This is a genomic window from Belliella filtrata (genome assembly GCF_022549775.1).
GTDB classification, from domain to species: Bacteria; Bacteroidota; Bacteroidia; order Cytophagales; family Cyclobacteriaceae; genus Belliella; species Belliella filtrata.
In genome coordinates, this window is sequence record NZ_JAKZGP010000023.1 from 1 (window position 1) to 15560 (window position 15560).

The 15560-nt window shown below is 38.7% G+C and carries 10 protein-coding genes; all 10 read right to left on the reverse strand.

Annotation, left to right across the window (positions count from 1 at the left end; translation table 11 throughout):
• Positions 1–434: 434 nt before the first annotated feature.
• The 10 genes from dinB to MM239_RS10310 all read right to left on the reverse strand — a co-directional run bounded on the left by dinB (position 435) and on the right by MM239_RS10310 (position 15316).
• Complete coding sequence (gene dinB, locus MM239_RS10265; protein ID WP_241348108.1) at positions 435–1520, reverse strand: DNA polymerase IV; 1086 nt, start codon at positions 1518–1520, stop codon at positions 435–437.
• A 2-nt stretch (positions 1521–1522) separates the two neighbouring features.
• Positions 1523–2782 carry an anthranilate synthase component I family protein gene (locus tag MM239_RS10270; RefSeq protein ID WP_241348109.1) on the reverse strand — a complete coding sequence of 420 codons (1260 nt, stop codon included), beginning with the start codon at positions 2780–2782 and terminating at the stop codon, positions 1523–1525.
• Positions 2783–2875: 93 nt separating this feature from the next.
• On the reverse strand, positions 2876–3598 hold the full coding sequence (locus tag MM239_RS10275; protein ID WP_241348110.1) for a YceI family protein: 723 nt from the start codon (positions 3596–3598) through the stop codon (positions 2876–2878).
• Positions 3599–3867: 269 nt separating this feature from the next.
• Complete coding sequence (locus MM239_RS10280) at positions 3868–6027, reverse strand: GH92 family glycosyl hydrolase (protein ID WP_241348112.1); 2160 nt, start codon at positions 6025–6027, stop codon at positions 3868–3870.
• A complete protein-coding gene (locus MM239_RS10285; RefSeq protein ID WP_241348113.1) occupies positions 6024–7178 on the reverse strand; it encodes a glycoside hydrolase family 76 protein in 1155 nt (384 codons plus the stop codon). The genes MM239_RS10280 and MM239_RS10285 overlap by 4 nt, the downstream gene beginning before the upstream one ends.
• A gap of 54 nt (positions 7179–7232) precedes the next feature.
• Positions 7233–8366, reverse strand: a complete 1134-nt coding sequence (locus MM239_RS10290; RefSeq protein ID WP_241348114.1) for a SusE domain-containing protein — start codon at positions 8364–8366, stop codon at positions 7233–7235.
• Between the two features lie 33 nt (positions 8367–8399).
• Complete coding sequence (locus MM239_RS10295) at positions 8400–10034, reverse strand: RagB/SusD family nutrient uptake outer membrane protein (RefSeq protein WP_241348115.1); 1635 nt, start codon at positions 10032–10034, stop codon at positions 8400–8402.
• A 10-nt stretch (positions 10035–10044) separates the two neighbouring features.
• Positions 10045–13422: a SusC/RagA family TonB-linked outer membrane protein gene (locus tag MM239_RS10300; RefSeq protein ID WP_241348117.1), complete on the reverse strand. Its 3378-nt coding sequence runs from the start codon at positions 13420–13422 to the stop codon at positions 10045–10047.
• Between the two features lie 27 nt (positions 13423–13449).
• The gene (locus MM239_RS10305) at positions 13450–14493 is read right to left on the reverse strand and encodes a FecR family protein (protein WP_241348118.1); all 1044 of its coding nucleotides are present in this window, start codon (positions 14491–14493) and stop codon (positions 13450–13452) included.
• Positions 14494–14611: 118 nt separating this feature from the next.
• Complete coding sequence (locus MM239_RS10310; RefSeq protein WP_241348119.1) at positions 14612–15316, reverse strand: RNA polymerase sigma factor; 705 nt, start codon at positions 15314–15316, stop codon at positions 14612–14614.
• Positions 15317–15560 lie beyond the last annotated feature (244 nt).

Below are 15560 nucleotides of genomic sequence, written 5' to 3' on the forward strand. Positions count from 1 at the left end.
CAACAGTTTTCACCCTGCTTCCCAGATGATTATCGATAAGCATCGAAAGACCTGAGTTTTTAAATGACTCAATAACAAAATTAAAACCTCCAAAAGGTGTGATTTTTTCAGATGAATTCGTAATTTTCATAAATCTTATTAAGGATGTGTGGTAACACCTAAATAAGTGAAAAAAAACGAGCCAAAAAAGCCTGAATACAATTAATTCAGCCACTTTTTTGGCTTTTTTAATTATTCACTTGCGGATTTAAGGAAACCATTAAACTTTGCTTCTCACACCTTTTTACATTTTGTATCGCAGTTTCCACACATCTTTAAATTAACGAACTTCAATTTTCACAACTGAGATATAAAAACATATTCAAAATACCATTTAAGCTATCAAATCCCATCTTGGTATTTGGTGCTTCGTACTTTGTACGCTTAAGTTTGCCTCAATTTTCTCCTTCAAAATCTAACCACAATTGCTTGCCATAAAGCCCTCGATCCTCTAGGACATTGAGGTTTGATACTCCTATTCCAAATAGGCGAACTGGGTAGCTAAGAGGTGATTGGTTCAAAAGTTCAAGAACTGTTTCCCATATTTTTTCTTGACTCGGATATTGATCAAAGCTCTTACTTCTGGTTTGTTGACTGAAGTTTTTATATTTTATTTTTAAAGTTACTGTTCTTCCTTGGATCTTGGTTCTCTCCATTCTCTTGATCAATTCCTCAAAAATTCGATGCAAAGCATCTAAGAAATCCTTATGGATGGCCAGGTCAGTTTCAAATGTACTTTCTGCACTTAGTGATTTTCTTTCCCTATGAGGCTGTACTTGACTATTATGGATACCTCGGACGATATTGTAAAAATGTAGGCCTGACTTTCCAAATCTTTTGGTCAAAAACTGCAAGCTATATGCTTTCAAATCCTTCCCTTGGTGTATCCCTAGTTTTTTCATTTTTTCAGCAGTAACTACTCCGATGCCGAAGAATTTTTCAATTGGCATCTTCTCCAAGAAAGCTTCAGCTTCTTTTGGCAAAATCACGGCCTGACCATTAGGTTTATTGATATCAGAAGCCGTTTTCGCGAGAAACTTATTGAAAGAGATACCTGCTGATGCGTTTAACCCTGTTGCTGATTTGATTTTGTCTCTAATCTCTTGAGCAAGAATTGAAGCGGAAGGATTCCCGAATTTATTCTCTGTCACATCCAGAAAAGCTTCATCTAAAGACAAAGGCTCGACCAAATCTGTGTACTCAAAAAATATTTCTCTGATCTGATTTGAAACTTCTTTATACCTTTCAAAACGTGGCTTGACAAAGATCAGATGTGGGCATTTCAATGCTGCCATTTTCCCAGACATGGCTGAACGCACACCAAACTTCCTAGCTTCATAGGATGCTGCAGCTACTACTCCCCTTACCTCGCTTCCACCTACAGCTACTGGCTTTCCTCTTAGGTCAGGATTATCCAGTTGTTCAACAGATGCAAAAAAAGCATCCATGTCTACATGAATAATCTTTCTGACAGGGTTCATAATCAATCAAAATTTGGCTTTGAACTCAAAGTATCCAATATCGCACTAGCTTTCAGCATGCATTCTTCATATTCGTAATCTGCATCTGCATCACTCGTAATTGCACTTCCTACAGCAAAGTATCCCTTTTTACCTTCTTCATCATAGATAATACTCCTGATGATCACATTCCAGTCAATTTCACCATTTGGCATAATATATCCTAAGCTACCAGAAAACCAGCCTCTTTTGAAGTTCTCATACTTTTCGATAAGTTCCATACACTTGATTTTGGGTGCTCCAGTCATACTTCCCATAGGAAATGTAGCTTCTAAAATTTGGCTGAAGCTGAGTTCCTTTTTCAACGATGCCGTGACTGTAGAGATCATTTGGTGGACTTTTGGAAATGGATACACCCCAAAAAGCTCCTCAACATCTACAGTACCTGTTTTTGCAATTTTAGAGAGGTCGTTGCGCATCAAGTCCACAATCATGAGGTTTTCAGCTCTTTCCTTTTCGCTCGCCAGAAGTTGATTTGCCAGTATGTCATCAGTTGCCTTGTCTCTGCTTCTTTTGATTGTACCTTTGATTGGCTGAGCGATGATTTGAGTGTTTTCAATTTTCAAAAATCGCTCAGGTGAGGCACATACAATATATTTTCCAGAAGCTTGAAACAATGCAGAAAAAGGCATGGCAGAGTGTCTGACAAGGTCAAAATATCCTTGAATAGGATTCCAATTAGCTTCAAACTCAAATGCCATACAGTAATTCATCTCATAAATATCTCCTTCTAAGATGTGATTTTTGATTGCGTTTACATTGTCTCTATAACCCGCTTTTGAAGTGAGATTCCTAAGTTTGACATCTTGGTTTTTGATAGAAAAAGGCGTCAAGGATCTAACCTCTTCATATAACTTGTCAGGATCTGAAGACGTGATACTAAGCTGATTTGGTTCAAAACAGATCGAAACTTCTGGTACAAAGAATACATCATCAGGCAAATCGACTAAAGCTAGATTATCACTGCTAAGCTTCTCAATTTTATTTTTAAAATCATATGAAACCAATCCAACTACAATTTCTTCCTGTTTTTCAAGTGCTAAATCTTCTATAGAAATGGACTTAGATGCAGCATACAGAACATCTGGAAAACCTCCATGAGGGTAAGGTACCTGGTGATTTTCAAAAAGCACAAAATGAGAAAAATTCTTACGGGCCCATTGGACAAAAAGCTTCTTTAGATAAAGCTGCTCACTTTTAGAAATTTCATAGGTTCGAACCATGAGACAAAAGTAAAGATAGAAAATGAAAAAAGGGAAACCTAATGGCTTCCCTTTTGGATCTATTTGTGTTTTTCAACACAAAATGAAGTTGGTTTAGTTTGCTTTGATATCGAATTTCACACTTACAGAGTTGTAAATGAACTGATCTTTAGCTTTGTCAGCAGCACTGCTTTCATCTCCGTAAGAAAGACCCCAGTCAGTTCTATTAATGTTGAAACCAGCTTTTGCAGATACGGTACCATTAGCTACAGAAACTACAGCAGGAAATTTGATGTTTTTGTTTTTACCTCTCATTTTCAAGTTACCAGATACCCAATGCGTTGGATTTCCTTGGATCAATTCAGAGTCTTTCTTTGGTGTATTGTCTGTTTTGAATTCATCTTTGTCCTCGATTGAATCGTTGCTACCGAATTTTTCAACGCCAGTGATTTCGAATTCAGCTTCAGGGTGGTTTTCAGCATCAAAGAAATCAGCTGACTGTAAGTGACCATAAAGCTTACCATAATTTTCATCAGATTCTTCAATATCTTCGATTTTCAATCCAGTGATATCGAACACGAATTTCCCTCCAGTGATAGCATCACCATCTACTGTTAGTTCACCAGAAGTAACTGGGATATAACCGTAATGCTCACCTGCTGGCTTGTAACCTCTCCAGTCAACTTTGGAAGTAGCTGGATCGATAGTCAAAGTTGTACCTGTAGATTCACCTACCTCTACTGCATCAGTAGCCTCAACAGTTTCACCTGATTTACCACATGATACCGCAATCATTGCCGCAGCAATGAAAAAACCTGTTTTTTTAACTAATTTCATAATTGAGTGTTTGATTTTTGTCTGATTTTAAATGTATATACACGAAAACTGATTTTGAAAAAAAAAGTTCACAGAAGCACAATAATTTTTTTAAAAATAAAAGGCAGGATTTTGTGTACGAGTGACCTACATCTGTACCAAAACCGATATAACATCCTGATAAATTGATATTTAACTCGATAAAAGTTGTAAAAAAAATAGCTGAAGAAAATAATAGAAAATTCTTCAGCTACTTTTGTCAAAACAGTAATTTGATACAGTGCAATTAGCTATTTTGTTTTAATAATCAATTCACCACCTTTTTCGAAAATCTCGTGAGGAACAAAATAACCATCGACATGCTTATCATTGAATTTGATCTCTGAAATTTTCCTTGAAGTTCCTTCTGTCTTGATTTTCAAGGGGCTTTTATCATCAAGATTCCATATCACCTCATCAAATATAGGCACAGTTACAATATACTCAGGATCTGCTGGTGACAATGGGTATATCCCCAAAGCAGCAAAAACATACCAAGAAGACATCTCACCAGCATCATCCATTCCCGACAGTGCAAGTCCCTCATCTCCTACTCCATAGTAATTGGCTAAGATATTGTCGATAATCTCTTGGGATTTTTCTGGCTTTCCTATGAAGTGATAGCTAAACGGCGCCTCATGATCTGGTTGATTTCCGTGACAATATTGACCTATGAAACTTGAAACATTTCTGGCTATATGCTTAGGATTCCACGGAAAAGTAAATAGTGAATCCAACTTTTCTTCAAAAGCTGCATTTCCACCATATAACTCAACCAATCCTGCCATATCATGAGGCACATAGAATGAAAGATGCCACGCATTTGCTTCTCGATACATGTATTCATAGTATGGGTATTGTGGATCAAAAGGACTTATCCACTCGCCATTATCTAACCGCCCTCTCATAAACCTCGTATCTTTGTCAAATACATTTTTATAATTCTGTGATCTTTTGATTAGGCTTTGATAAGCGTCTTGCTCTCCAAGTTCCTTGGCAAGCAAAGCCAAGGAATAATCATCGTAGGCATATTCTAATGTTTTCGAAACCCCTGCTTTTGCTACCGTCTCCACATGAGGATTCTCAATGTCTGGATCTGAAATAAATCCTTTTTCAATGTATTCACTAATGTGTGGCCTGATTCCTCCTTCTTTGTGTGCATTGTTCATCAAATATTCAAATGCCTTTTGCACATCAAAATCCTTGATTCCTCTTAAATAACTCCCTGTGATAAATGGTGCGGCATGATCTCCATGAAAGAATGTGGGGATAAAACCTGTGAGATCTCCTCTATGGATCAAAGACTTAATCACATCATTGGTAAGTTGAGGAGAAATCATGCCCAAAAGCACCAATTTATTTCTATAAGTATCCCAAAATGAAGGGATTGTATAGTAATTAAATGATGTTTTTTGAATTACTCCTTTTTCATCTTTGAACTCTTGATTCACATCACTTCTCAAAGCAGGCCACAAAAAAGACCTATAAAGGGAAGTATAAAACAATTCGGTTTCTTTCGGACTTCCTCCTTTAACTTTGATTTTTGACAACAGGTCATTCCACTTCGATTTCCCAGCTTGATGAATTTCATCAAAACTCAAATCCCCACTTTCAGACCCTAGATTCTCTTTGGCATTGGCCACACTGACATAAGATAGACCTATTCGCAAAGTCACAGGACCACGCTTCTTATCACTCAAAGATATTACAGCATAACCTTTTTCCTCTCCTGAATTTGTCTTATCTACCTTAGTGATATCATGATCCAATCGCACATAAAAATGAACCAAATCCCTACCTACCCTTTGAAACCCTGAAAGTTCTCTTTCTGTATCCTGTACTATATCCCAGTCGGAAACTTTATTGTTTGCCATACCTAAATCAAACAAAACTTTTCTTTCAGTATCATCATCAAATGTATATTCATGAATTCCTGTACGAAGCGTTGTACTCAACCTGACGTCAATACCATAATCTTCTAAGTATACTTGGTAAAATGCTGGAGATGCATCTTCTCTATCGTGAGAGAAGCTCGAGCTGAAAGGATACTGAGCATCGCCATGAATTGGCAATACAGGAATGTTACAAAGATTCCAATGTCCTTTGTTGGTATGTGTAAAGCTTATGATCTCTGGCGCCTCATATTCATAGCCTGACCCAGTACCGTATTCAGTCATTGGGCTTAGCTGAACCATCGCATTGGGTAGAGAAGCACCAGGGTAAACCAAACCTGCCCATACCCTCCAACCTTCTGGAGGAGTATATCCTATAAAGTCAGGATCTAGCAGAGGTGCTGTGCCTATAAATGGATTCACATGTTGGGTAAGGTCATCTGACTGCCCGTCCACTTGGGTACAATTCCATAAAAGAAATGCTGTAAAAACTAAACCTAACCCTTTCAATATTTTCATAATAATTCTTCTTTTTGTAGTACACTTGCTGTTTCCACTAACATTACCCCGCTCAACTGGGTAGCCAAATCAATCACCTCTCCTGGTTGCTGCCTCCAATTTGGACTTGCGATCATTTCTGGCCTTTTCAAGCCTAGTGAAGAAAACGTCTCTGCATTAAACTTCATAAAGGCTACATACCTGTTTCTATCAGATTCGGATAAACCCTCTGTGAGAATCAGCCAAGAATAATACCTTACAAAAATCCCTTTGAACAAACCTCCATCACCTTGCCCTTCATCTCTCAGCAATCCTTGGGTGGTTACTTGAGAGCTAGTGGACGAAGTATTAGCCGTTCTGATAGCATCCTGTAAGTAAGTATTCTCTCCAGTCAACTGATACAATAACGTCGCAGCGCCAATGAAACTACCCTGATTATAGGTAAATATCCAATCTCTATTGAATACTGGTTCGTTGTTGACTAATTCTACATTGTCCCATACTAAGCCTGTTTGTGGATCTACAAGGGTGTTTTTGAGCCAATTGAAGATCTGAATTGCCCAATCCAAATCATCTTGCTGACCATCGACCTGGTACATCAAACAAGCTAAAATCGCTGCTGGACCATTGGAGCATGCATTTTTCCCTAATGGTTCATCTGATTTCCAAGTAATCCCGCCACCAAGTACATCACTCCAACTTTTCTTATTTTCTTCCCAGAGAAATCGACCCACTGTCCGGTATTCTTCATCACCAGTGGCTTGATAAGCTCTCAGTGCCGAAATACCCAACCACTGCATGTCATCATTGAAGACATTGACGTAAGTATTACCATTTTTACTTCGGATTCCTTGGAGCAATGCCTTCATCTTAGGAAGATAAGATTCATCGTTTGTCCTAATATACCCATCGACGAGTACATCAAGCATGTGAGCATTCCACCAATAATGGAATCTTTCATTTCCAGTATTATTTTCTCTATAGGTACCTCCACTTGTCAAATAGGTATTATAAGTAGCGTTTTGAAGTGAGTCTGATACACCAGACCAGTCATACACAATGGCATCAGGTTGATCATCAAACCTGTTAAGGGGCCCTAAATCACCATCCACACAAGAACTGAGGAAGGCCATAAGGACTATTGTTAGCACTTGAATTTGCTTTTTGAACATCGCATCATATGGTTAAAAGTACTCCCAACTGTTAGTTAGGAGTACCGTGTTTTTTTATCTTATGGTGATTTGGTGTGTATAATTGGATACTTCTGCATTGAAAATAACACGTATATCCACTGGGCTATTATCTACCTCAGTTTGGAATTTGAAACTATGATTCCAACGATCATCACTGGTAGGCAGCATGTACCAATAAGAAGCATTAGTATCAGCCGTAGGCCTCTGGTTATCCGCATTGGAACTACCAAACCATTCCTCTTGAGGTTGACCATTTGAATCCCTCACTGACAACCTGAACTTATACCTTTCATCTCTTCCCCAGCTTTCTTGCTTAAACGCAATCGTCCGGTTTTCTTCTAACCAAACTCCAGCTTGATCATAAGGTAGTTCGAAAAGGAAAACCCCGTCTGGAGCAAACCATAACTCCATTTTTTCGATAGTATGCATCTGAACTGTACCACCTGAGAAATTAAGTCTAATACGATAAATGCCTTCCTCTCCCTGAAATTCTGTTATTCCTTCAGACCGTAGCCTATCTCCTTCTACATAAAATGAAAATGCATTCTCAGACTTTCTGTCGATAAATTGGTAAGTCCCAGAGTTTAGTCTAGTAAATACTTCAAAAGAATTCGTCCCTATTCTTTTCATCAAAATAGCTTCGTCCACACTATCCCCTGCTTCGGTAGCTGTACCTGTGAGATACAACTCATCTGGAGCTGGGAATCCTGCAGGACGCAACACTTCAATAACTCTCGAAACCTCTGAAGGCTGCACATTAATACCTTTGGAAGACCTAACAGTCCACTTTAATCTACCTCTTTCTTCTGGACCTATCCCAGCCAGTTGAGCGATGCTATTGAGCTCAGCAAAAGGCAGGCTAAGTCTACGCTGTAAACCTCTACCATCAGCTGGCATCACGTATACAGGTTCACTAAAATCTCCATCTTCAAGGTCAAATACTACCTCATATAGTACCACGCCATTATCAGCCGCCAATGCTGCTTGCCATTCAAACGCAACACTGCTTTGAGCTCCCAGATTAAAGAACGCATTATTATCAGGTGAATACAAAGCCTGAACAGGTGTCACTTGGGTATGAATCATACCATCATCTTCTGTACAACTCACGACCAATGTCATCATTGCCAAAGCCATTAGAAAGGCTTGATATATAAATTTTTTCATATAAATTAACTTTTGGGTTATTGATTTTCTTTATTAATTCCAGCCTGGATTTTGGCTTAGATTTGAGTTTAGATTCCTTTCAGCACGAGGAATAGGCCATAAGTAGTGTCTATTGGGATCAAAGGATCTTTGATTTACCCTTAGGTATCCATTGTTCTCAGAAGGAGGACCAAACCTTGCTCCTTCCACCCAGCCATTGAGTACTTCTTCAGCTATTCTCCATCTTCTTATATCAAATATTCTTAAACCTTCCATGGCAAGCTCAGCCCTTCTCTCGTTTCTGATTATTTCTCGAAATGCAACCTGACCAAGTGAGGCATTGAAAATCAGCGCATTGGAATCAGTAAACCCTGCACGTTGTCTTAACGCTCTTATCGTTAGATCCCATGTAGATTCGCTCAATTGACCTAGTTCATTTTGTGCTTCAGCATGCATCAAGAGGATATCAGCATACCTGATTAGCATTAAATTCAGGCCAGAAGCAAATTGAGGAAGGTGAGTGGGGTCATAATACTTTCTGGTATAATATCCCGTGGTGGTGGAAGAAGAACCTGGAGCATATACATCTGGTCCATCACCCGGCGCAGACCCTGGCGCTATGTAGATAGTCCTTGTGCTTCCGTCTGGGTTTCTCCATTGGTATAAGTGATACACAACCGTATAGGTCAACCTTGGATCTCTGTTAGCATATGGATTGTTTTCATCATATCCAGATTGAGGATCATCTATCGGTCTTCCATTAGTCATCACATAACTATCCACCAAGGACCTGGTAGGAGCTAATGCATTGAGTCTAGCACCGGCAGATAAAGGAGCCATATCAAAAAACTGTCCCCATGTCCTAAGCTGTGGTACAAATTGAAGACTAAGTATATCTTCTTGGCTGTTTTGATTTTCTGGCAAAAACAAACCTTCATAGCTAGGAACTAAACCATAATTACCATAATCATTACTTCCTATCAATTCATTAGTATAATTCACAACTTCTTGCCAGTCTCCATCATAAAGATGTACCCTAGCCAACAATCCTATTACTGCACCTTGCGTAATTCTTCCACGCTGATTAGTAGAAAGGCTTACATTTGTAGGTAAAAACGCTAATGAAGATTGAAGTTCTGAAATTATAAAAGACTTGACTTGATCTCTTGGAGTCCTAGTGATCGTCAATGCCTCTTCTAAACTAGGGTCTGATGCAAGAAGTGGAATATCACCAAACCAAGTCATCAATTGAAAATGTAGAAATGCTCTAATAAACCTAGCTTCTGCCTTGAACCTGTCTCTATTATTCTCATTCATTTGAGGCACCCTATCGATGTTTTCTAAAAGGATATTACAAGTTTTTATTCCTTGATAATGTAAATTCCATTCTTCATTCAGCCTACCAAGTGATGGATCATATGTCCCTGCTCCAAGTGAAGCTGAGCCAGCTACATCCCCCCTCCCGTTGAAGGCATTATCTGACAATGCTTCATTGAAAAAGAAATAGTTACTATTGAAAAGCTGTGAATAGGCTGTATTCAAAACACTTAGTGCCTTTTCCTCTGAAGACCAATAAGTCAGATCAGTAAAACTATCTTCAGGTGCTAGATCAAGCTCCTTACACCCGTAGTTGAAGATGGTCATCAACATAACCATCAGTATTGCTATATTTTTGATATTGTTTTTCATACTGTGATTTTTAGAAGGTGATATCTAGACCAAATCCATAATACACCAATGTAGGATATGCCCTACCACTATTGGCTCCACCAGACTGCAGGTTACTATTAAACTCTGAAAGTTCTGGATCCACAAAATTGACTCTTGCCAAAGTAAATAGGTTTTGGCCAGACACATACGCTCTGCACACCTGCATTCCAGCCTTTTGCGAAATCGCTTTGGGTAGTGTATAGCCTATCTGCAAGTTTTTCAATCTCAAGTAAGAACCATCAAACAAGTACATATCAGAACCTCTTCTAAAATTATTGTCATTAGACTGGGTACCATTGTTGGCTAACCTTGGATAGTAAGCATCTGGGTTTTGAGGAGTCCAAAAATCCATTTGGTGGCTGTACATTGTCATACCATAATTGAAGTGAAAAGGCTCAACCAACTCTCCCCTGATCATCATGGTCCTTCTTCCTACTCCTTGAGCAAAGATGTTCAAATCGAATCCTTTGTAGCTCAAATTATAAGTGAATCCAAAAGTTAGTCTTGGAAATGGGTTTCCAAAAACATACAAATCGTTGTCATCAATAACACCATCGCCATCTACATCAACATACCTATTGTCACCGATTTGAGGATTGAGTCCTACTGGTCTTGGTCCTGCTTCTAATTCTTCAATAGTTTGAAAAAAACCATCTCTTTTGAGTCCTACATAGGAATTGAATGGATATCCTTCACGAAGCAATACTTGTAATTCCTCTAACCCCGTCAACCTTTGCTCTCCTTGGAAATCGAGTACTACATTTCTTGTATCTCCAAGGTTGAATGTAACTGCATGTCCTAGTACCCTACCTTGATGCTGGTATCCTGCCGTGATTTCCCAACCCCTATTTCCCACTTTTCCACTGTTGAAATCTGGCAACCCTGTACCAAAAACTCCTGGAACTGCTGGTGGTATGAGAATATCAGAAGTGACTTTATCGAAGTAATCCAAGGAGAGATTGAGTGCACCGTCAAAAAAATCTAAATCTACACCTACATTGAATGTAGCTGCTCTTTCCCAGCGAATGTCTGGGTTTGCATAATTGTACCCCGTACCTCCCACGGGAAGGTCGTTAAACCCATAAGCATTTTGGAAAGTAAAGAAGGTAGTTTGATATTGGTAATTTCCTACGTTCTGATTGCCTAGCACGCCGTAAGAAGATCTGAATTTAATATCTCCGTACTTTTGCTGATATCCTGCAAGAAAAGCTTCTTCTGTAAGCCTATACCCTACAGACATAGAAGGAAAAAATCCCCACCTCGCTTGCTGACTAAACCTGGATGAGCCATCATACCTGAAACTCGCTTCTGCAAAATATTTATCTTGATATGAATAAGAGGTTCTTCCAAATAGAGAGTTCAAGCTATTTTCAGCAGCTCCAATATTCGAATTATTAGAATTGGGCTGGATAACCGTCTCTGTGATCGGTGTACCCAAATCAGGATCAGTAAATGTCTTATATAATGAAAACCCTCTACTGGTATGGTTTTCATTTGATACTCCTACTAGGAAGTTAACATTATGGACATCTGCAAACTGCTTATTGAACTCTGCCATCAATTGCGTATTCAAATCGAGCCCTTTTCTAGATATGTCATTGGTATTTCTTGTAGCGCCATATACTCCTCTTGGGTAGAAATCAACCTGCTTGGTACGTGCATATTGGTGATTTGAGAACATATTGGCACCAAAAACTCCTTTGATTTTCAGAAAGTCTGTCACTTCAAGCTCTCCCATGATCGTTCCAAATACATTGTCGTCTTGATTTCTTCTGAAGCCACCTTCTTCAAGTATGCCAAGAGAGTTAAACTCCTGCAAAATATCATTGGTCAAAAACCTCCCTTGATCATCTCTTTGCCTGTAATACAATGGTACACGGAAAGCATCCGCCATCAATGTCGAGCTCGAAGAAGAGTGATCCATGATCTCACGCCTAGCATAAGTCAGCATGGATGTTAATTTGAACTTACCATACTCATTGGTCATGTTGAGCCTGTAATTGTACCTTTTGTATCCCTTAGCCGGCCCAACGTAGTTATTTTGCTGATCCAGAAACCCTACCGAAACTAAGTAGGTGGAATTTTCTCCCCCTCCTGCTACTGAGAAATTGTGGTTTTGCTGCATTGCTGATTGAAAAATTTCATTTGCAAACCATTGCTCATCACCATTCGCCTGAAACTGGCGGATTTGCTCAGGTGTAAATACCGCTTCATTTTGTCCAGAGTTGAATGCAGACTCATTACGAAGCATAGCATTCTGATACCCGCTTACTGGACTTGTAAAAAAATGTGGTTCATTAACACCAAGCAACCCATTATAAGTCACTGTAGGCTTCATGTTCTTCTTACCTTTTTTGGTAGTGATTAATACGACACCATTATTGGCTCTAGATCCGTAGATAGCTGCACTTCCAGCATCCTTTAGCACTGTAACGCTCTCTATATCCAGGGGATTGAGAAGGTTTATATCACCACCTATGATCCCATCAATTACAATCAATGGAGAATTATCCCCTAAAGTACTTACACCACGAATATTCAAGTTTACTCCAGCACCTGGCTCAGAATTAGTTTGCTGTATGATCAGGTTAGAAGAAACACCTTGAAGCGCTTGTGATACTGTGGCACTTGGTCTTCCCTCAAAAACCTCCTGACCAACTTGATCCACCGCACCCACCACGCTCAATCGCTGCTGTGTACCATATCCTACAACGATAAATTCCTCTAAGGCTGACACATCACTTTCAAGACTAACATGGATCACTGACCTGTTCATCACAGGAACGCGTTGAGTCTGAAATCCAATGTATGACACTACAAGCACTCCATCCTCAGGCACTTCAAGGCTAAACGCTCCATCAATATCTGTCACTGTACCGACTGAAGTATTTCCTTCTAGTATCACAGTGGCTCCTGGCAAAGGCTCTCCTATGTCATTGAGAATGGTACCAGTGATTTTGATTTCTGCTTGCACAGGTTTGGTTGGAATCTTCTTTGTTGGATTGTTTACTTTAGATACATGAAGTGTCTGCTGAATCTGCTTAAAGTTCAAAGAAGCTTTCCCTGAAATCTCTTCTAAAACAGATAAAAGTGAGCGGTCTTTTGCTTGAATATCCAAAGTTGTCACACTCTGCATGGCTCTGTGATCAAAGGCAAACCGAAAATCAGTTTTGCTTTCTATACTTTCAAAAAACTCTTGAATCGTAGCCTTTTTTAAATTAAGGCTAACAAATGTCTGCTCTAGGTTTTTGTCTTGCTCTCTAGCAATAGTTGGAAAGTATAATAATTGAAAGCCTATCAAGCAATAGATCCAAAAGGATCGTGGCATTTTTAGAATTTTTTGGGTAGGTAGAATTTTTTCTTTCATATTATTTTGGGTTAGTTGTATTTTATATTAAGGAAATTTCAAACTCACTTTTTTACCTTCAATGCTGTATTCCAGCCCCGAAGTATGTTTCATACCTTCAAGAATGTATTCCAGGCTTTGGTCGAAAAAGTAACCTGTGTATTTGCTGGCTGGGTAGTCTCCAGCTTTTATATTAAATTCTACATCAAACCAATTAGACAACCTTTGAAAAACACTGTCATAATCTTCATTTTGAAACTTCAATTTCTTCTCCTTCCATCCTACAAGTAAATCGTAATCATAAGCTGTCCTTTGTAGGGAACCTGTTTCGGAATGGTACAAGGTTGCTTCTTCCTTTGTTAAGATTGCCGAAATCTGACTTGGTGTTTCTACACCTACTTTACCCGTAACGACCGAGACTTTGTGATAAGACTGATTTGGATAGGCATTAACATCAAAACTGGTTCCCAGGACAGTCGTCTTTATACCATTCGTAGTGACAACAAAGGGCATTTTTGGGTTTTCCATAACTTCAAAAAACGCTTGCCCAGAAAGCTCAACCTCCCTAGAGATTTCAAAAATTGATGGATACTTAATCTCACTGGCGGAATTGAGCGTGACTTTAGATCCATCTGGAAGCATAAAAGTCTTTTTCACACCACGAGGTACATTTTTGACAATCCACTCAATCTCTTGTTCTTGAGAAGCTTCAAAAAGCTGTAGATCGAAAACATTGACTAACAAAAAACCAATAAGTATAAATACAGCAGCCACCGAAGTACCCCAACGCAATATTTGCTTGACACCGGTGTAAACTCTTTTTCTTGAGTCTACTTTGGATTCCCATGAGCGATTGAATTGTATGATATTGTTAAGAATTCTTTCTTTATCATCATATTCCATATGGTGATTTTGTTTCCATTGTATGGATCTTAAAGTCTGCTCTGCTTGCCGAAACAAGACTACCTTTTCAGGTCTCTCAATACACCAGTCTTTCCAATACTTCTCCAAATCAGTATTGCTTGTCGTAATCCACTTGAGAAACAAGGGGTGTTTTAAAAAATCAGCGACATTTTTTGGTTCAAATTTCATAAGTGCTTCCTGGTCATTTTGGCTGGGTTCAGTAGCTAAGAGACACGACTCCAAAAAATGACCCCACTACCCGAAATTTATTTTTCTAAATTTGAAAAAATAATTCGAGGCCAAGGACTTAGATCATTTTATGTAGCGCAAAAACATAAAACAACCGAAACACTTCCTTGTGCTCAGCAAGGTGACCATACAAACTGTCTAAAGACCTATACAATAGCTTACGAGCTGATTTTACTTGAGAAAACTCCATTATTGCTGCAATCTCCTTGTAAGATAAATCCTCAAAAAAATATAATAATAAAATCTCCTTCTGTCGAATAGGAAGTTTATTGATTGCCTGATCGATGAGCTTAACTTGATCCTGCGACAAAGACTCCTCAGAGTGAAAAAAATGTGGATTCATACCTATTTGGAAATAGTGATCCAGATTAACTTCATCTTGACAGACAGTTTTTCTATTTTTTTTGAGCAACCTTAAAAGCCTTCTCCTAAAACTACTATATAGATAGAATTTTATGGAAACAGCAACACCAATTTTCTCCCTGCTCTTGATCAATGTGAAAAAAACATCTTGAACAACGTCGTTGACAAGCTCTCGGTCTGCAGTAAATTGTCGACCATAGTTATACAGCTTGTCTGCGTACAATAAAAATATCTCTGCTAGTGCGGCTTCACTTCCTCTCAAAAATGATTTCCACAATTTCTCTTCTTCACATTGACTTCCACCCCTGCCCAACTCCTCTTTTTGGGCAAGTTCTAACTGCTGTTTGATTTCGGCATCTACGTCGAGCTGCCTAATTTTGGGATTCTTACTAAATGGCATTTTGGGTAAGTGTTATAGCTGATTTCACAACTCAAATCAAATTACCAAATTAATTTGATAAATCAATTTAGTAAGCATATAAATGTATTTATTTTTGACATTTCAGCAAAAAAATATTCCACATTCTAATCTTATTCAGCTTCTTTATAGCGCGATTTTAAAAATAGAAGATTGAAAAACTCGTGGGGTCTAATAGGATTCCCCAATTCTTCGAACCTCCTTTTGAATTAAGTCATAATCACTT